Genomic DNA, 19,128 nt, shown 5'->3' with positions numbered 1-19,128 from the left:
TAAACTAGATATCCTGCCCGTCGTTCCCGCGCGGGGAATCCATAACGCGGCAATAACCGCCGTGGCAATTCGCGAAGGATATTGGTAATCATGCCCCCTCCGCCAGAACATCCGCCGCCTTCCGCGCCACCCACGCCACATCCGCACTCAATTCAACGCCGCTTTCCTCAAGACCGGCAACCGGGAACCAGCCCGCATCCAGTGCATCATCCCCCGCAACCGGCTCCCCACCATTCCAGCGGCACAGCATCGCAATCAGGATGAAATGGCGTTTAACCTGCCCGTCCGCATCGCGATCAAAGGCATCGAGTGCCGTCAAAACACCGATGGCTTCCGCCGAAATGCCGGTTTCCTCGTGAAGTTCGCGTAATGCGGCCTGTGCAAGGGTTTCCCCGGCATCAATCTTGCCGCCGGGATATCCCCACATGCCCTGATCGGGCGGATTGGCGCGGCGCACCAGCAAAACCTGCTGATCACGCACGACAACGGCAATTGTCGCCGCAATCGGCCGTGATGGTAAATGCAATGACGACGTTTGATCAGACATGGCGGCCTCGTCTGCGGAGGCCAGCAAAATCTCAAGCCCCCTGTCAGCCCCCTGGGTGGTGTTTTCGATCATATCAGCCACACCACCCGTGACAACCCGCAATCACCGCCGCAAACAGGCCATCACCCCGTCACGCGCCACCCTCTCCGATCTTCTTATCCGCACTCCGCTTCACCACACTGACCCCCAAAACGCCCAGCGCAATGCCCCAGATCGGGCTGGTATTGACCAATGCGGCAATAATCGCCGGGGCCTGAAGCGGGGTTAAGATGATGGCGGCCGCAATTGATCCCATGGTCATGATCCAGGTGAGTGCCACCGCATAGCCAAAGCTCGGTCGCCAGCGGCGCACAAACGCATCCTCGCTTTGCACCTCGGCCCGGATGGTGCGGTTGACGGTTGCCAAAACGCTCCGGTCCCGCGAAAGCTCGATTTCCGCCATGCGTTCGGAATGGCGGTTGGCCTCGATGATCTGGGCGGGCGTGACATCGCCCTTGGTCACCGCATCCCCCACCTGTTTAAGCCCCTCGGCCGCGGTTTTCGCGACCGGATGATCAATGGTTTCAAGCCCCGCGCCGACCGCCTTCATCAAAAGCGGCAGGCCGATCTGTGCCAGTAATGCTGGTATCACGTGATACCTCCTTCCTTTTAAAAATGCCGGTTTCCTCGCCCCGCCAACACAACCCTGAATGAATTGACGCGAAAATAAAAAACCAATAGATTTATTTTTCAAATCTAATGTTCGCGTTTTAATACAGGGGATATCAGGGGGCCGCCATGAAAAGACTTCTTGCCGCAGTGCTACTGTTTCTGGGGATGAATCAGGCCACCGCGCAGCAGCTCCCGCCGCCGATTGACCTTGGCATTGTCAATATCCCGCAACAGACACAGGTCTGGTGCTGGGTCGCCGTGGTCGAACAGATCGCCCATTGGAAAAGCCAGACCTCCCCCAATTCATCGCCGCATCAGTGCGAGCTTGTCTCCGCCGCAAACGGCATGCCGCAGCCGTTTTGCTGCAATGCTGCCGCGGTGAACGCCAATCCGATGCTGGCACAGCAATGCGTGCGCACCGGACAGGACCCCGAAATCATGCAATTGCTAAGCCTGGTCAGCAACAATGCCGCAGGTTACGGCATGCCCGCCCATCCGATGGTGCTTTACAACACCCTGGCATCGGGTCGCGCCATCATCCTCAAACTGCAAAACACCCCCTATTCCGGGCATGTTGTGGTTCTGCGCGGCATGGCATGGGTGCAAACCCCGATGGGGCCGACAGCAGTACTTTATATCAATGATCCGCTGGCCTATTTCACCCAGCCCGTCCCGTTCCAGAACATCGCCCATATGTGGTCCGGGGCCTTTATCGCCAATTGAGATGGGGCTTTACGTTCACCCTATGTTTTTGAAAAACAGATGCCCGCCAATCTCGGCCACCGGCACCTGTCCGCGCGCCCAATAGGGATCAACCGCATGGGTGTGATAATGCGTCGCCCCCTGGGTCATGTCGGCAATCTCCCCGGCCAATGCCCGTGTCGCCACCCGCTTGCACAGCCGGTATGCCGGGTCGCGCGCACTGAGCTTAAGCAACTTCACCCGGTTCGGATCGCCCGCGTTCCAGCAGGAAAACTGCCCCGGTTTCAGGCACACCTGCGACACCGTATTGCCCCACCAATAGCGCCCGCGCGCTTTGGCAAATGCCACCCGGTTCAGGATCACGCAGGCCACCGCCTCGATCCCCGGCAAACCCTCGCCGCGCGCCTCACCATAAAGCGTCCTTGCCAGCACCTCGGCGACCGGCAATTCCTGCGGGTCGGCAACGGCTTCCATCATCAGAACATCATTCATCGCTGTTTCCTTTCTAGGGTTCAAAACCGGCCTCACGCTGCCGGTACATTGTGATCAAGCTTCGCCTCGATCCGCAGCAGATGCGCGGTCAGGCGTTTTTCAATATCTTTAAGGTACGGGATCGAAACGTAGTTTCGCGCCACATCAAGCTTGAAGTCCGCCAAGCCATCGCGAAGCGCGATCATCTCCGCGTCATGGCCCTCGCGCTGGCTTTCCAGCCGCGCCGAAAGCTCGCTCCGCATCCGCCAGTTCAGCCAGAAAAGCCCCGCCACGGCGGGAATTTCCACCGCCGTAATCCACCAGATCAGATCAACCGGTCCACTCATCACATCCTCCTGCCCCTTTGCATAAATCGCCCATGAAAAAGGGCCCGCATCGGAAATGCGGACCCACATGAAATTTTACCAAGCCGCCCGCCCCCTCTCCCGCCCCGCCCCGGCACAAAAAAGACCGGCACAAAAAAGACCCGCAAACCGAAAGGCTTGCGGGTCAGTCAAGGAGGTCACTCATCAAAACCAGATAAGATAGGATCAGCCGTCGTCTCAATCGTCCCGATTGTCTTCGTCTCAGTCATCCGTCAATGGTCACCAGCCGGGTCCGCAAGCACCCACCGGGAGGATAGGGTCGGTTGCGGGGCTGGTGTCTCGGTCCGGGGCGCGCCGAAAATTCAGGCGTGCGGCCCGTTAAGCTTTACCTCAAGCTCCTGCCACGCCTCGCCCGATGCCACAAGGCAGCTTGCCCCGTTGGGCGAGGTAAACAGGATGGTCCATGTCTTGCCATCGGGGGCTTTCAGCACCTCGATCACGCCGCCATTGGCGGTCACGCCAACCGCGACCGGTTCCTCGGAATATTTCGCGCTCAGGCTGTTGATCACCTTGGTGCGGTCGCCGCAAACCGGCGATACGGTCTGCGCCGTAACCGGACTGGCAAGGGTGATGCCACCGGCCATTACGGCAATCAGGCTTACAGTTTTCCACATGGTCAGGCCCTCCTTTAAGGGACAGGCAGTGCGGTGCGCCCGGGATGAACGGCAGGGGCGTCTTGTGTTCCGGCACTGCTAAATTGACCAACGCCGCGCCTTGCGGCAACAAACCCGTATCGACTCAAAGGATGCAAATTATTCCTTGGTATAGTTAATTTTCGCAATTACTATTCAACCATATAGTTAAGGTAATCACGAATATTGAATTTTCCATGAATTTCTCGATTTTGTGATCGACGGATTGCATAAGCATTTGTGAATTCACGAAACTTTTTAGGGCTGAAACCCGTTTCGCGCCGAAAAAGCCGCCCCGGCAGGCCGCCAGTCGCCCCCGGACCGGGCTTTTTCCACCCGCGGCAGGCGCACCGGCTCATGGATCAGGCAGCCCGCCACCGCATCCAGCCCGTCATCATGCTGGCCCGCTTTGCTCCTTCCCCGCCCCCGTCCCTCGCCGGGTCGCCATTCGCGCATTTCACGGATGAACGGCGTTTGCCAGATACGCGCATGCGCATGCAGCAACCCCGCACTCAACACCGCGCCAAATGCATCCTCGATCCGCGCATCCTTGTTTTTCGCCTCGTGATGCTCCACCACACTTGCCGCCCAGTCGGCCTGCTTCAAGGCGCGGCGCAGGATATTGGGCAAAAACCGCCCGACGCCATTGGTCTCGACCCGCACCGACGGCAAATGGTTCTGCCGGATGAATGCTGCAGCCTTGGCACAAATCTGGCTGGCTTCATCGGCCTCATGCAGGCGCGTCGGATCAAATGTCAGCCACGCCATATCATGCAGCCAGTATTCCCCGCGCTCGCAGACATAAACGCACGCAATCACCGCGCCATCATGTGCGCCCCCATTTGCGCCACCAGGTACGCCCCCGCTGGCCCCAAAGCTCGGATCAAAATGGCATGCGCCCGCCACCATCCGCCGCCCCGCAATCGACAGCCGAAGCGCCCCGTTGGCCTGCTCGATCACCGCATCATCGCCATAACGGTGCAACCGCGCGGGGTCGAGGATCCCGTCACTGGGGGCCAGCATCTTCAGCATCATCTGGCTGGCAAATTTCCGCTCCCCGGTATGGGTGCGGATTTCCTCGATCTTGAGGGTCGGAAACCGCTCTGGCCAGTTCGATTGCCCCTGTTCATCCAGGATCGGCAGGCAGAACCGCTCAAACCCCGCCAGAAACGGGGCGGTTTCCCCGGTTTCGGCCCGGATTTCGTCGGCATAGATCGAATAATAGCTATGTGGGGTTCCGACATAAATCTGCGTGCCATCGGGCGACAGGACATAGGCAATCTCGCCCAGCTTCTCGCGCAATTCGGCGCGTTTATGGGCGCTATCGCTGTTTTTGGGCACCTCGACATCATCGCAAATCACCACATCGGCGCGCGACCCGGTGATATTGCCGCCAATTCCCGCCGCCTGCATCGACGGATCCCGCAATACGCCCGGTCGCTCGACCGTAAAACGCTGCGTGCCCCAATCGACCCGCTTTTCGGGCAGAAGCCCCACCAGCAACGGATGGCGTTCGATCACGCGCTTGACATTGCGCACCATCTTTTTCGCCAGTCCCAGATCGGCCGCCAGCACCAGAATGCGCAAATCCGCATCGCGATACAGCAACCACGCGCAAAACAGCCCGACCAGTGTTGACTTGCCCGAATTGCGAAACGCCATCAGCAAAAGCTGCCCCTTCCCCGCTTTCCAGCACACCTCAAGCCACACCGCCATATCGCGATGATGCCCCGGCAACCCAAGCCCCATCATCGCATTCCAGATCCAGACAAACTCGCCAAACCCGGCACACCTCGCCCGCCCCCGATCAATCACCTGCGCCATGCCCGCTCCCCTCACCATCCAACCCGCTGCACCCTGGACTCCCGCCTTCGCGGGAGTGACGAATGTGTCGAAAGCCCATCCCCAAAGCCGTCATTCCCGCGAACGCGGGAATCCAGTCCTTGCGGGCCACGTCCTCTACCCCAACCACCGAACCCTCAGCACGATGGACTCCCGCTTTCGCGGGAGTGACGAATGTGTCGAAAGCCCATCCCCAAAGCCGTCATTCCCGCGAACGCGGGAATCCAGTCTTTCGTGCCGAGACCTCCACCCCCGCAACCAAAACCACCCATCGGCATCACCAAAAGCTCCGTCATCTGGCCAAATCCTGCTATCCTCCGGCGATGAAACAGCCCTGCGTCTATATCCTTGCCAGCAACCGCAACGGCACGCTTTACATCGGCGTCACCGCCGATCTGCGCGCCCGCATCTGGCAACATCGCACTGGCACGGATAAGGGCTTCACCCAACGTTACAATGTCGGGCAACTCGTGCATTTTGAACTGTATGACAGCTTGGAAAACGCCATTTTGCGCGAAAAGCGCCTTAAAAAATGGCGCCGCGCCTGGAAGCTCGACCTGATCGAAAAACACAATCCCGACTGGAACGACCTGTTCGACAGCCTGAACGCATAAGCGTCGATAAACTCTCTTCCGTCATTCCCGCGAACGCGGGAATCCAGCCCTTCGCGCCGCAGCCTCAAAACCTTCCACCGGACCCGCTGCCCGATGGACTCCCGCCTGCGCGGGAGTGACAAACGGGTGGAAATCGTATCTCAATAAACCGTCATTCCCGCGAAGGCGGGAATCCAGTCCTTCTTGCCACAGCCTTAAAACCTTCCACCGGACCCGCAAGCCCGATGGACTCCCGCTTTCGCGGGAGTGACGAACAGGTGGAAACCTTATCCCAATAAACCGTCATTCCCGCGAACGCGGGAATCCAGTCCTTCTTGCCACAGCCTCAAAACCATCCACCGAACCTGCAAGCCCCATGGACTCCCGCCTGCGCGGGAGTGACGACAGAGTGGAAAAAACCTTCGCGCAAAACCGAAGGCCTCCGCCCTACCGCCCCGCCTTCACCGCGCCAAACCGCAACCCGTCGACCAGAAGCTCCACCATGCTGCGCGTATGCGCCGCCCCGGCTTCATCGCCAACGCCCGCCACCGAAAGGTTGCCAATCGCGCGCAAAAGGTCATAGGCGGCAATATCGCGCCGCACCTCGCCCGCTGCCGCCGCGGCTTCCAGAAGCGATGTCAGAACCGGCTCGAACTTCGCGCGAAAATAATCGGGCAGCGCATCAAACGCCGGATCGCCGGAATGCAGTGCCGCCGCCAGCCCCTTTTTGGTCGCGATAAAATCGGTATAGCGATTAAGCCAGCGCACCAGTGCCTCGCCCGGCGGATAATCCATCGCAAGCGTTTCTGCGGTTGCCGCACAGGCATCGACTTCGCGTCTGAAAACCGCCGCCACAAGGTCGGACCGGGTCGGAAAACGGCGATACAACGTCCCCACACCAACCCCGGCCTTCGTGGCAATTTCGCGCACCGGCGCATCCACGCCAGCCGTCGCAAAAACCGCCTTGGCGGCCTCCAGCACCGCATCCTCGTTACGCTGTGCGTCAGCCCGCACGCGCCGTTTCGGTGCCTTGCCTTCAAGGTCATGGTTTGTCGGGTCGTCTGTCACTCAAATCTTCCCTGTTGTAGCAGGCCCAAAGACCCCGCACGCAATTGCCTCTTGATATACGGAACAACGTTCCGTATATACAATTCATCAAGTGGAACAAAGTTCCGTTTATTATCGGATCAACGTTCCGTTTTTCTATATAGGCGAAGCCCCCGACCTTCGCCAAGCAAAACAAGGCACCAAGTCATGAACAATCTGCTTACCGATGCCCGCCATATCCCGACCGGCCCGTCCTTTTCGACCCTGTGCCTCAACCCCGTCACCCTTCCGGCCCCGGATCGCGGTCAACCGCTTGACCTGCGCATCACCGCGCCGCTCACCCCGTCCTCGAATAATCGGGACCTTCCGATCCTTCTGCTCTCGCACGGGCATGGGCCGTCGCTTTATATCCCTTCCAAGGATGGTTACGCGCCGCTTGCGAATTTCTATGCCGCGCACGGCTTTGTTGTGATCCAGCCGACACACGGCAATTCCAAGGTCGCGGGTCTTCCGGCCGATGCACCGGGTGCGCCGTTTTTCTGGCGCTCGCGCGTGCTGGATATGAAGCTCATCCTCGATCAGCTTGACGCGATAGAGGACCAGTTTCCCGCCATCGCCGGACGGCTCGACCGCTCCAAAATCGCTGCCATCGGCCATTCGCTGGGCGGGCAGACGGTCGGCATGTTGCTTGGTGCGCGTCTGACCGATATCAACGACCCGGATGCACAGAATGTCGATCTGATCGAACCGCGCATCACGGCCGGCGTCCTGCTGGCCGCCCCCGGCAAGGGCGGGGATAGCCTCAGCGACTTTGCCCGCGCAAACTACACATCGCTCAACCCCGATTTCAGCCACCTGACGACCAGAACGCTCGTCGTTGCCGGCGATGCCGATGACAACCCGCACCTCACCACCCGTGGCCCCGCCTGGCACACCGACCCGTTCCACCTCAGTCCCGGTGCCGATGCCCTGCTGACCCTGATTGGCGGCAAACATGGCCTTGGCGGCATTGCCGGATATGATGCAAAGGAAACCGACGACGAAGACCCCGACCGCCTTGCCATCACCCAACGCATGACGCTGGCCTACCTCAAATCAGCCCTTGATCCCGCTGATACGTCATGGGCGGACGCCGCCAAAGCCCTTGCCGATCACGCCGCGCACCACGCCCATGTCACACTCAAATAACGCCTGAAACCGGCTGGCTGCACCACGAAACGGTGCAGCCACCGCGCCAACCGCCCCATGGACTCCCGCCTGCGCGGGAGTGACGAGGAAGGGAAATGTCACCTCAACTTCCGTCATTCCCGCGCACGCGGGAATCCAGTCCTCCGCGCCGCAACCTCACAACCACCCGGCTTTACAAAACCCGCGCCTAAAAAACCCGCCAAGTCTCCCCACTGGCAAGATTGCGAACATAATCGACCGCCTCCCCGTTCCAGTGATAGGAAAAATGATCGCCCTGCACGGGGATCGGCACCACATCGGGCCAGAACGCCGCAATACAATGCCCGCCATCAAACCGCACACTGGGCCAATAAATCCCGTCCGATCCCGCTGCCCGTCGCTCCGCGCCAAATTTCTGCGATGCGCTATAATCATCGGGGTCCAGCAAATCCGCCCGATGGCTCACGTCATCAAACACATGATCGCTCCGCCCGACCAGCTCGCGAAACTGCGATGTCCAGCCCGGTTCCTCGTCGGTCGCCCGCATCATGCGCGCATGGTGATGCACGGTTTCGGCAATCGCCACCGCCCGGCGATCCCCGGCATAATAAAGCCCGTATGTGCCATCCGAAAACCGGCCGGGGCGATAGGGCGAGTAATGAACAAACGGCGCCATCACATAACTCGCCCCCGGCCCCGATACCCGGCGCTCGACCGGCACCTTCGCCAGATTGCCGATACTGTCGCGAATGCGCGGGTTCATCTTGGCTTCCGCCGATGCCAGGGCCTCCCAATCGGCGGGATCGGCGATATCTTCAAACAGGTCAATCGGCGGATAGATCGACCGGATGATCCGCACACACTGCGGCCACGCAACATGCCTGCTCCTGCTCACCAGCCACCACGCTCCGCATCAAGGTAACTTCGGATATCGGCAATATCCATGATCTCGCCGCGCAACATGACCTCAAGCGCACTTTGCCCGCCAAACGCCGCATTGGGCTTGCGGATCCAGGCATAACCGCGTGCGGGTTCACGAAACAGATATCGCAACCCTTTGTGAATCCCGATCAGCATCGCCATGCGCGTACGCAAATCACGATCAATCCGCCCGATATCCTTCTTCTTCCACCGCGCCCAGGTGCGCGCGGGCATATCGCCCAGCAAAACCCGCGCTTCCTGATCGCTCAGATCCCAGGCACCAAACAGATTGACGGTGGCGCGCGCCAATGCCGCCGCCTCATCCTCGGTAATCACCGCCCGATCCGGCCGCGCCCCGGTCGGCTCCACAATCGCGAATTCCATCGCACACCTCCATTTGACATCAATATAGCATTTTTATGCCAAATGGCAAATGACGGAATAGCAAAACCACCCACCGCGCCCGCAGCCCCATGGACTCCCGCCTGCGCGGCAGTGACGAAAGGATGGAAAGGCCTTACCTCCCCCAAAGCCCGTCATTCCCGCGAACGCGGGAATCCAGTCAGCCGTGCCGCACACGCCGATCTAACTGCACTGCCTCAAGCCGCAAGACACGTCATGTCGATAAAACCGGAAAATTTCGACACGTTATTGGAATATGTCGATAGCATCGACATAAAGCGGCCCTCATCTTGGCCAAAGCGAACAACCAGAAAGCGCTGATTTCCTATCCCTAGTATTCCAAGTCAGTTCAACAAAAGAGCCAAATTTCCCAGACACAAAAATGCTTTCTGAGAATGCTCGAAAACGCCGAACCTTCCGTCAGGATCAATGTGGAACCTTGGGTTTGATGACGCAGACAAATATACTCCCTGAGCCAAAAGTTCTGTACACAACTGATCCCTTTCAGCCAACCACCGATAGTAAAAATTGAACATCACAGGCCACACATGCTTTTGAAACATAGCGCTCGAATGATGAGACAATCCAGAGGGTGACATCATTCCAGTTCCATAGAATGTCTGACCATCAATGTATATTGGCGAGTTCGCACCTTTATTTCTCTGAGTCAGATGTTCTGTCGCATTGTGCTCTAGCGGCTCTTCTTCTTGAACACTTTGGGCTCGAATCAGCAAATTATGGTTTGGCCAGTTGTCTAATATTGTCCTGAATAAACCACTATCTGCCCACAAATCAGTTTGGTTGTGCGGCAAAATATCAATCAGATAGGCATCATTTTGCCTGAAAATGCAGAAAAGCAGATGATCAGAACCAAAACCTTTGCCTTCTGGATTAGGCTTTTTTTCCACATGCAAATGATGGATGCCGCACTCGCTTAAAAGCAAATCCAAATGCCGACGCGCCATTAGCTTCTTGTGACGATAGTAACCATTATTTACAGCCCGACTAAGATACGACTGCAAAGAACCACCTGTTTCAATTAGGTTTCTGATCTTTGCGAATGCGTCTTTGTATTCCAAGAACAAATGGTTAAGCAGCAAAGATGAAGATAAATGCACCCGCCTTGGCACATTAGGCACAAGCCTTTGAAGCCAATTTATATAATAGCAAAACAGTTCTTCGGCAGACTTTGCTTCTAATTCGGCAACCGTTGCTGTTTTCGCCGGATCGTATGGAAGATTTTCCAAGACAAATAGTCTGATATCAGCTTCCAGAGCAGCTTTAACCCAGTCATACTTCGGCTTTGTTTCTACAGTCTGGTCTTTCGTTCTACCCATTAGAAGAACCCTCAACGGTTTCCACTCCGACAGAATTAATTGCATCTTTCTCGGATTACCCACCATCTTACCAACCATGTCATGAAAATCTCAATCAGCTAACCCTCACTCCCCGCCAACGCCCCCCGTGCCTCGGCAATCAGCTTCCTGATCTCCGCCTCCTCCATCGCAGGCGACTTTGCCTTGTCATTCTCCGCCGCATCCGGGCCGGACGCCCAGCGCAGCAGCTTGATCAGGCCTTCAAGATGCGAAAGCCCCGCCTTGCACGCCGTTTGATGGGCGGCAAAACTTTTGGCATCCATCTTGAGGGCTGCGGCCTGCGCCATCCGGCGATAGGCGTTGCGCGCGCGGCTGATATCACCGGGCAGGCTTTGCAAAAGCTCCGCCCGCACCGTATCAAGTTCCTCCATCCTGTCCTCCGTTTCCTCTGTTTCGTTTGGGGGCTTCCATGGGGTTAATTTTCGGGATTTGCCGAAAGAGCGATCAACCGATCATCGCCCAACCGTTCCGGCCAGTAGGAAACCCCGCGCAAATGCCCGTTTAAGGCCCCGCTTTGCCCGGCATAACTCCCCAACTGGATCGTGTTGAAACTGCGCGGCATGGCAAAGCCGCCGGGTGATTTCAAAATCGCGCCCGCTTTCGCCACCGCCACCCCGTCATCCGCCCACGCCAGCACGATCCGCGTGCGCGTTCCCGGCACAAGCCCGCCATAAAGCGACTGCGTGATGATCGGGCTGCCCGCCTTGCGCAATGAAATCCGCAACTGATCCGCCGCACTGTCATAGCCAAGATCAAGATGATCATCGTTAAGGTTCCCCGAATGCATCTGCACGATCCGCCAGATGCCGCTCCAGGCCGTCGGCAATTCAAGATCAAAAACAAACGTGCCCCGCCCGGTTGCGCCCCGGAACCAGTCGCCCGGCTCCAGCATCACATCATCCAAGGCGCGCGCCGCCGGGATGCCATTGCTGATCAGATCGCTGGTCAAAACCGGCCCGGCCTCAAGCTGCGCATTCCAGATCAGGATCGATGCCGGATTGCCCGAAATCGTCGTGCTGATTTTTGGGTATCGGCTGGTGCCCGATGCGGCCTCGGCAAAGCCCACCCGTTGCCAGCTTTCAGCAAGGCTCACCGCATGGGCAGATGCCCCATTCACCACGCCCAGCGTAATCTCCGCCGTGCCCGATACCGCCCGCGCCCAGACGCCAAAGCTGTATATCGCCCCCACAGTCAGATTATCCACCCGCTGATAAAGCCCCGCCGTGCCGCCCGGAAGGTCAAGCTGTGTGGCCGTCATACTCCCATCCGGGGCCGCAACCCCGGACGTCGCCACACTCACCCCCGCATCCTTCTCCCAAAGCGGATTGGAAAACGCGGCGGAATAGCGCAGCAGATTAACCGCCGCCGCCTCGATCAAAAGCCCCCGCGCCCGGCCCAGCACATCATGATCATGGCCCGGCATATCCGCACCGATCTCGGCCAAAATCCCGTCTGATCCGCGTACAATCTTGGGGCTGGCGCGCCCCACGCGCAGACAGCTTTCCAATGGCGCATATCGCATGCCCATTTTGCATTCTCCGTCTTCAAATGATGAAATGTCGTCAGGATCAACGAGCCTGCCGCCAGATGGAAAGGCCCAGCCCCACCCGTCATTCCCGCGAACGCGTAAATCCAGTCAACAGTGCCGTATCCTCAAAGCCGACGACCGAGCCCGCAGCCCCATGGACTCCCGCTTTCGCCGGAGTGACGATGTAGCGGACCTCACTTCCTTCCGTCATTCCCGCACACGGGGGAACCCAGTCAGCCGTGCCGCATACTCAAAACCGGCCACGGCAACCGCCGCCCGATGGACTCCCGCCTGCGCGGGAGTGACGAACAGGCGGAAAAGCCTTATCCCAATAAACCGTCATTCCCGCGCATGCGGGAATCCAGTCAGCCGTGCCGCAGCCTCAAAACCTACCCACCAACCCGGCACAGATGAAACCAGCTCATCCCCGAACTCGCCGCGATCTGGCGCGTAATCGTATCCGAATGGCGCACACGCAGCCGAAGCGCATTATCCGTGCCGATCCCGATCCGGGCGATGCCGCTGACCCGCACACTCTGCGTCGCATTGCTGCCCGCCCCGACAATATCGGACGCCTGCAAATGCGTGCTCCATCCCGCCGGCCCCTGCCGCTCGACATAGGCACTGACCGCCACCGCCGTATCGCCAATCGCGAAATTCACCCCGGCATCGACATGGTAAAAACCGGGCGGAAGGCTCCCGACGCCGTGCAGGGCGGCGTCATAAAGCCCGTGGCTGTCCTCTGCCACCTGATCCCATTCAACGATGAAATAACCACCCGCCGGAATATCCTGCGCATTGGTGCGCAAAAGCTTCACCACCGGCCCGGTTTGCGCGATCGGTGCGGCAAACCACCGCCCGCCATCACAGATCAGATCAACGCAATCGCCGCGGATCGGCAGGGCATAAACACTGCGCACCGCCGCCCCGTCCAACGGCACAATCTGATCCCCGCTGGCCGCACTTATATCGACCATCGTGCCATCGCCATTGACCACCCGGTATCGCACCCCGTTGCGCGCGGCACTCACCCCCGGAAGGCTCAACCGCCCGCCATTCGATAACCGCACCAACGCCCCGGTCTCGCGGATATCCATGATCCGGTCGCCCGGCGCATCGATCACCGGCATGCGCCGTTCATCCTGCCAAAGCGTGACGTTCTGGGCCCGCAGATCAAGGTCAAACGCCGCCCCCGCCATCTGCTTCTGAAACCCTGCAAGCGCGGTTTCCGCCCGCGTTCCGGCGGCCTCGGCCCGGTTCGCCGCATCCTGCGCCATCGCGCCATGCTGCCCGGCCAATGCAATCTCGCCCGCATCCGGCCCGTTCACCAGCCCGTTACCTTGCGCGTTCCACACCAGGGCCCGACCGGGCACCATCCGCGGTAACGCCAGATCCCCCTTGCCCTGATCGGCGGGATCAAGCCGCAAACTGCCCACCATCGCCCAGTCAATATCGCCAAGGGCCGCGGTCAGATAATCCAAATCCCGATCCACCGCATCACCACGCGGCGACGTCGCACTGCCATAGGAACTCAACCGCCGTAACCGCAAATACCGCCGGATCGAAATCGCCGCCCCCACCGATGGCGCGACCTCAAAAATCACCGCGCCACCGGGCGCGTCTTCACCATCATTCAACGCCACATGAAACCCGGTCGTGACCGGGTTTCCATCAACGCGCACCGCCACATCATCACTGCCAAAAACCGCGAACTGAAACGGAAAAACCGTACGTTTGCCGTCGCCGGTAAACCCGACACCCGTCCCGCCATCAACCTTAAATACCGCGCCCATCTCATCCCCCCAAAAAAACTAACCCGAACCTGCCACTCTGGACTCCCGCCTATGCGGGAGTGACGAACAGGTGGCAAGGCCCTACCCCAAAACCTCGTCATTCCCGCGCACGCGGGAATCCAGTCAGCGGTGCCACAGCCTCAAACCCAACCACCGAACCCGCAGCCCCATGGACTCCCGCCTGCGCGGGAGTGACGAACAGGTGGAAAGGCCCTACCCCAAAACCTCGTCATTCCCGCGCACGCGGGAATCCAGTCAGCCGCGCCGCATCCTCAAAACCAGCCACCGAACCCGCAAGCCCGGTGGACTCCCGCCTATGCGGGAGTGACGAACGGGCGGAAAGGCCCTACCCCACCCCCGTCATTCCCGCGCAGGCGGGAATCCAGTAAACAGCACCGCACACTCAAAACCCGCGACCAAACCCCGCAGCCCTCACCACCCATCCCGCCGGGCAAACCACGCATTCAACCGTGCCACCGTGTCATCCTGCAAGGATCGCAAAAGCGATGTTTCACGCCAACTTGCCTGCCGGTTAACCTCTGCCCGCTTGCGTGCCGCCGCATCCGCATCGGCATGCGTTTCTGACAATGCCTGTTTTTCAAGCCCGGCCAGAACCGCACTGGCCGATCCGGTGCCCCCGCTTTGCAGGCCCGCTGCCCCTTGGCGTGCGCGTAACCGTGCCTGTCGGATGCGCAATTCCTCGGCCCGTTCGCGTGCGCGTTCGGCCTCGCTGGCATTGATTTGCGCAATATCGACCTGCCGGTTGGCCTCGGTCTCTGCCGCGCGGTTTTTCTGGTCCGCCCGGTTTGATGAAATCTGCTGCCCGGTTTGCAGGGCAGAAAGTGCCATTGGTGCATAGGATGCAAACGCGCCCATCAGTCATTCACCCCCAATTCGCTGGCGACCCCCAGCAATAAAAAAGGCCGGGGAAAATCCCCGGCGATCCGCCATAATCCATCATTGTCCCGCCCGGCACTGCCGCGCCGCCAGCCAAGGGCCCGCAAACTGACATCACCGCTATAGGCCGCGTCTTCGCTCCGTCCTCTACCCAGCGTCACATCGCGAAATCCCCGCCCGGTATTGACGCGCAACTGCGCGGTCTGCTGCACCCGGAATGTCACCGACACAAGCCGCAGCGCATTGCCCCCATGTGCCCGCGTGCCATCCGATCCGGCCGGTGGCAGGGCGGCAATTTCATGGGTAAACGGCAATCCGGCCACGACCGTTGAAACATTTTCCGAAAGGCTGATCGTGCCGCCCGAAACCGTGATATCGCGGTAAAGCACGCCACCGGCCCAAACGGCCAAAGTGACATTTTCCAGATCATCAAACCCGCCCCAATGGCGGCGTGGTTCCTCGCCCTCGGCCAATTCTGCGGTGATCGAAAGATCAAGCCCGCAACCCTCATCAAACCGGCCAAGGTAAAATTTCCCTTCGCGCTCAAGGCAAAGGTAAACCTCCCCGCCCGCCACCGCGACGGAGCGAAACGCCGCCCCCGCAACGCTTTGCGCCGACCAGGCGGTAATCGCCTCGCTGCGGTAAAGCGTCAGGGTCCCAAGGCTGCCATCGCCCATCACCACATGCAAAAGCCGATGATCGGCATCAAACGCCTGATCAACCGGGCCCTGCACCAGATGGCGCGATAAAAGCGCCAAATCCGCCGCCCCATAAGCCTGCTCGACATCGGTAAACAGGAATTCGCGCAATTCCCGGCCGCTTCGCGCGGCAAAGATCGTCGCGCCATCCACATTGACCAACGGCACCGTGCGATCCGCCCGGCTGCCGATCCGGGTCTGGCGCGTCACCTGAATATTGGCCGGGGTCAACGGGGCCCCCGTTACCATCCATTCCGATCCGCTGGTGAAAACCTGCAAGTGGCGTCCGGCGAAAATGCCGGTAATCGCATTGACCTGATCGGCCAGCAGGGCAAATTCAATCGCCGCGTCATCCAGCCCCTCGCCCAGATCGAAATTGAACAGATCCCCCGATTTCGACATCCACAACCGGTTGGGCAAATCGCGCGATCCGCCAATCACCATGCGGTCCTGATGAAAGGTCACGCTGCGCGGCCAGCCGCGCACCGGCGAAAACACCTGTTCCTCGAAGTCCTGTGTCGTGCTGGCATCGGGCAGCGCCTCTTTCAAGGTAATGGTTGCCAGTGTCGCACTCGAAACCCCGGCAATCTGCCCCTCAATCCCCTGTATCCGCCAGCGCGTCCCGACATGCCCGGCCTCAAAAAGGGCCGAACTGGCCGTGATGCTGATCGTGCCACTGGTCCCTGAAGGCGTGATCGAAACCGCCGGATCACCGAATTTATAATAGGGCTGAAACCGCTTCACCGCCGTTTCCCGCCACGCCCAGTTGGTCATCTCCCACGTTCCCGCCCCGTCGTCCGATCCTTTGCGCGTCAGGCGCATCGGCTCGACGTCCGGATGGGTGACAAGCAGCGTATCGGCACTTTGCGTCCAGTTCAGAAGCGCATGGTGGATAATTCCAAACGGCGTTTCAAACCCGACAATCGCCACCCCATCGCGATAAACCGTGCCCTGATAATCCCCAAACACCAGCAGATAGGTCTGCTCGGTATTGAACTCGAACGCGATCAACCGCACCGGGCCGGACACCGCATCAATCAACGCGATACCGGGCCGCCTGCGCACCCCGCCGCTCGGTTCAATAAACACATTGCGCAACCGCGCCGCCCCATTGCCATAGGCATTAAGGTCTGAGCGCCCCCACAATTCCGGGGCCAGTTCACCGGTCGAAAATGTCGTCTTTTCCAGTACCCTGCGCGCCATAGCCATCCCCTCCCCGTTGGTCAAAACCCTTATCCCCGCGCCCCGATCAGGGTGAAATCCCCAATCGCGCGGGGGGTTGATTGCTGCGCATCGGCCAGCCGGGCGCTGCGAAACTGGTCCTCGGCGCGTTTAAACAGATACTCCGCCCGCGACGTACTTTCGGTCAGCGGCACACAAAATTCCGCCGCAAGGCGTGTGATCAGCGCCAGATCGAAAAAGGCGGGAAACGCTCCCTCCGCCATCCGCCCGACATAGCGTAAGTACGCCCGATCCGCCGCGCACCTCACCGCCCCCTGCACCAGCTCAAACTCCGGCACCGCCCCGCCCTCGGTCTCAAGCGACAGCAACCGGATAAAATCCCCGGGCAGGACAAACATGCCCTCGCCAGCGCCCAAAACTTCCTCACTCTCCCTCCGCGCCAGCCACGCCCCACGCGCGGCAAACCGCCAAGGATACGCCGCCAGCATCCCGTCCCGGATAGCCGGATACAACATCCCCGCCACCTCCGCCTCGGCCGTGTCATCCTCAAACGAAACAATCGGTGCCGCCCCGATCATCACCAATGCACGCGCACAAAGTGCGATGTCGCTCAGTGCCATATCGCGTTCCCTTCAATTCCCGGTTGCCGATATCGTTGAAATATTGTCAAAATCCGTATCAACCGGTCGGAACAGACCGGGTAGTCAGTGGCCGCCCGAACCAACCGGCCCGCAGGAATGGAGCATCAATGTCGCGGTCCCAGCTTTTCGCATCGCTTTTCCTGATCGGAATCATCGGCACATCTGCCGTCACATCGGCCCAAAGTATCGATGACGACATCCTGATCGATAATTACTGGCGCAAGTCCTACGCAGGCAATGCCGAGGCCCAGCGCCTGCTGGCGATCTTGCTGTCCTACGAGTATGCCGAGGACGGCGACATTGACGATGATGAACATTTCACCATCACCCGCCTGCTTGAATGCGCTGCCCTGCAGGGTGACCAGCCCGCCATTGATCAGCTGCAAAACATCAACGCCAATTTCGATATCAGCGAAACCGGCGAATGCTATTACACCGGGGCCGGTTACACCGCCGACGATCCGAAACCCGCTGATCCGACCGCCGGGACTTTCGATGAAGACGCCCTGCGCGACGCCGCCATGAATGGCGATCCCGCTGCACAGTTCGCTCTGGCCGAATATCTCGAAAGCCAATTCCTTTTCTTTGACGCCTTCGACGAAGCCGAAGGCTGGTATAATTGCGCCGCCAAACAGGGTTACGCCCCGGCCATCGCGGTTCTGGCCGACGGCGACGCGATTACGACCTACCCGGCATCAGAACCCTGCCCCTTCACCAACCGGACCATGGATGCCAACGGCACGATAACCGAACGCTTTACATCCTTCCGGCTCGTCGAGATCGAACCAGCTCCCGCACCCGAACCGGCACCCAAACCCGCCCCCGAACCGACGGCGACCGCCCCGGCAACCGATACCGAACCGCTCTTTGCCGATGCGCTGGCCGCCTATTATGGCGATGGCATGCCGCAGGATTTCCCCCGCGCGATGGAACTGGCCCGCAAGGCGGCGGATCATAACCATGCCGGGGCGATCAACCTGATTGGCGTCATGTATCTCAACGGGTCAGGCGTCGCACCCGACGCCACCGAAGCCGCCTATCACTATCGGCGCGCCGCCGATCTGGGCGATGTGTCTGCCATGGTCAATCTGGCCGATTGCTATCTGCACGGCATCGGGGTCGATGTCAGCCTTCCCCGCGCACGCGAATGGTATGAAAAGGCCGCCTCCGACGGCGACGCCTACGCCCAATACAACCTTTCCGCCATCTACCAGTCCGGTGCCGAGGGCATCGAACCCGATCCGGTGCTGGCCCGGAAGTGGATGAAGCTTGCCGCTGAAAACGGCGATCCCGATGCCCCTTACTATTACGGCCATTTCCTTGAATACGGCATCGGCGGCCCCGAAGACCCGGCAGGCGCAATTGTCTGGTATCAGAAGGCCGTCGAACTTGACGATACCAACGGTTTTGCCGCCATGGGCCGGATGCATTATTACGGCGAATACACCACCGAAGACCTCGAACTTGCCTGGTACTATCTTTCCATCGCCGCCGCGCGCGATCATGTCGAAGCCAAAACCTGGATCGAAGTCGCCGCCCCCTCCGTCACCTACGAACAACGCGCCCGCGCCGCTGCCCAGGTCACCAGATATCTGGCCGAAAAAGGGGCACAGTAAAACCATCGGACGGCAGGCTTAGCGCCGGTTTTAAGG

20 protein-coding genes are annotated in these 19,128 nt (G+C 59.7%); 4 read left to right on the top strand and 16 right to left on the bottom strand.

Translation table 11 applies throughout. The features are described 5' to 3' along the window. Window positions 1-88: 88 nt before the first annotated feature. Together IT971_RS04540 and IT971_RS04535 are read right to left on the bottom strand one after the other, a co-directional pair. Complete coding sequence (locus IT971_RS04540) at window positions 89-619, bottom strand: NUDIX hydrolase (protein WP_082822562.1); 531 nt, start codon at window positions 617-619, stop codon at window positions 89-91. A 58-nt stretch (window positions 620-677) separates the two neighbouring features. After that, on the bottom strand, window positions 678-1,178 hold the full coding sequence (locus IT971_RS04535; RefSeq protein ID WP_007092308.1) for a 3TM-type holin: 501 nt from the start codon (window positions 1,176-1,178) through the stop codon (window positions 678-680). 146 nt (window positions 1,179-1,324) lie between these two features. On the opposite strand from IT971_RS04535, the gene IT971_RS04530 reads away from it, so the two are divergent. Further along, window positions 1,325-1,921, top strand: coding sequence for a papain-like cysteine protease family protein (locus tag IT971_RS04530; RefSeq protein WP_063093570.1), 597 nt, complete (start codon window positions 1,325-1,327; stop codon window positions 1,919-1,921). 15 nt (window positions 1,922-1,936) lie between these two features. On the opposite strand, the gene IT971_RS04525 is transcribed toward IT971_RS04530, so the two are convergent. From IT971_RS04525 to terL, 4 genes are all read right to left on the bottom strand, one after another. Then, on the bottom strand, window positions 1,937-2,392 hold the full coding sequence (locus IT971_RS04525) for a cell wall hydrolase (protein WP_007092307.1): 456 nt from the start codon (window positions 2,390-2,392) through the stop codon (window positions 1,937-1,939). A 32-nt stretch (window positions 2,393-2,424) separates the two neighbouring features. Next, entirely contained in the window at window positions 2,425-2,718 is a 294-nt protein-coding gene (locus IT971_RS04520; protein ID WP_063093588.1) for a hypothetical protein, read from the bottom strand. A 341-nt stretch (window positions 2,719-3,059) separates the two neighbouring features. Continuing rightward, window positions 3,060-3,371, bottom strand: a complete 312-nt coding sequence (locus tag IT971_RS04515) for a hypothetical protein (protein WP_063093571.1) — start codon at window positions 3,369-3,371, stop codon at window positions 3,060-3,062. A 276-nt stretch (window positions 3,372-3,647) separates the two neighbouring features. Further along, complete coding sequence (gene terL / locus IT971_RS04510; RefSeq protein WP_063093572.1) at window positions 3,648-5,213, bottom strand: phage terminase large subunit; 1,566 nt, start codon at window positions 5,211-5,213, stop codon at window positions 3,648-3,650. A 194-nt stretch (window positions 5,214-5,407) separates the two neighbouring features. Here terL and IT971_RS04505 point away from each other — a divergent pair, with 194 nt between their 5' ends. Continuing rightward, entirely contained in the window at window positions 5,408-5,845 is a 438-nt protein-coding gene (locus tag IT971_RS04505) for a GIY-YIG nuclease family protein (RefSeq protein ID WP_223305021.1), read from the top strand. Between the two features lie 426 nt (window positions 5,846-6,271). On the opposite strand, the gene IT971_RS04500 is transcribed toward IT971_RS04505, so the two are convergent. After that, complete coding sequence (locus IT971_RS04500) at window positions 6,272-6,892, bottom strand: TetR/AcrR family transcriptional regulator (RefSeq protein ID WP_063094203.1); 621 nt, start codon at window positions 6,890-6,892, stop codon at window positions 6,272-6,274. A gap of 186 nt (window positions 6,893-7,078) precedes the next feature. Between IT971_RS04500 and IT971_RS04495 the strand changes: the two genes are divergently transcribed. Then, window positions 7,079-8,059: a chlorophyllase gene (locus tag IT971_RS04495; RefSeq protein WP_063094205.1), complete on the top strand. Its 981-nt coding sequence runs from the start codon at window positions 7,079-7,081 to the stop codon at window positions 8,057-8,059. Window positions 8,060-8,246: 187 nt separating this feature from the next. Here IT971_RS04495 and IT971_RS04490 read toward each other — a convergent pair whose 3' ends face one another. The 9 genes from IT971_RS04490 to IT971_RS04450 all read right to left on the bottom strand — a co-directional run bounded on the left by IT971_RS04490 (window position 8,247) and on the right by IT971_RS04450 (window position 17,455). Next, window positions 8,247-8,933, bottom strand: coding sequence for an RES family NAD+ phosphorylase (locus IT971_RS04490; protein WP_223305020.1), 687 nt, complete (start codon window positions 8,931-8,933; stop codon window positions 8,247-8,249). After that, the gene (locus IT971_RS04485; protein ID WP_063094209.1) at window positions 8,930-9,343 is read right to left on the bottom strand and encodes an MbcA/ParS/Xre antitoxin family protein; all 414 of its coding nucleotides are present in this window, start codon (window positions 9,341-9,343) and stop codon (window positions 8,930-8,932) included. Before IT971_RS04485 ends, IT971_RS04490 begins: the two co-directional genes overlap by 4 nt. A 362-nt stretch (window positions 9,344-9,705) precedes the next feature. Continuing rightward, window positions 9,706-10,698, bottom strand: coding sequence for a hypothetical protein (locus tag IT971_RS04480; RefSeq protein ID WP_139190007.1), 993 nt, complete (start codon window positions 10,696-10,698; stop codon window positions 9,706-9,708). A 98-nt stretch (window positions 10,699-10,796) separates the two neighbouring features. Next, a complete protein-coding gene (locus IT971_RS04475; RefSeq protein ID WP_063094213.1) occupies window positions 10,797-11,108 on the bottom strand; it encodes a hypothetical protein in 312 nt (103 codons plus the stop codon). A gap of 44 nt (window positions 11,109-11,152) precedes the next feature. Then, the gene (locus IT971_RS04470) at window positions 11,153-12,265 is read right to left on the bottom strand and encodes a hypothetical protein (protein ID WP_063094215.1); all 1,113 of its coding nucleotides are present in this window, start codon (window positions 12,263-12,265) and stop codon (window positions 11,153-11,155) included. A 389-nt stretch (window positions 12,266-12,654) separates the two neighbouring features. Next, window positions 12,655-14,058, bottom strand: a complete 1,404-nt coding sequence (locus IT971_RS04465) for a hypothetical protein (protein ID WP_063094217.1) — start codon at window positions 14,056-14,058, stop codon at window positions 12,655-12,657. Between the two features lie 432 nt (window positions 14,059-14,490). Beyond that, window positions 14,491-14,934 (bottom strand): hypothetical protein, encoded by a 444-nt coding sequence (locus IT971_RS04460; RefSeq protein WP_063094219.1) that lies wholly within the window; start codon window positions 14,932-14,934, stop codon window positions 14,491-14,493. After that, a complete protein-coding gene (locus IT971_RS04455; protein WP_175494875.1) occupies window positions 14,934-16,856 on the bottom strand; it encodes a hypothetical protein in 1,923 nt (640 codons plus the stop codon). Before IT971_RS04455 ends, IT971_RS04460 begins: the two co-directional genes overlap by 1 nt. Window positions 16,857-16,885: 29 nt before the next feature. Next, window positions 16,886-17,455, bottom strand: a complete 570-nt coding sequence (locus IT971_RS04450; protein ID WP_063094223.1) for a hypothetical protein — start codon at window positions 17,453-17,455, stop codon at window positions 16,886-16,888. A gap of 128 nt (window positions 17,456-17,583) precedes the next feature. On the opposite strand from IT971_RS04450, the gene IT971_RS04445 reads away from it, so the two are divergent. Further along, entirely contained in the window at window positions 17,584-19,092 is a 1,509-nt protein-coding gene (locus IT971_RS04445; RefSeq protein ID WP_063094225.1) for a tetratricopeptide repeat protein, read from the top strand. Window positions 19,093-19,128: the final 36 nt, after the last annotated feature.

This window comes from Thalassospira sp. B30-1 (assembly GCF_015767575.1).
Classification (GTDB): domain Bacteria; phylum Pseudomonadota; class Alphaproteobacteria; order Rhodospirillales; family Thalassospiraceae; genus Thalassospira; species Thalassospira xiamenensis.
This window is presented reverse-complemented; position numbering and strand designations above follow the sequence as displayed.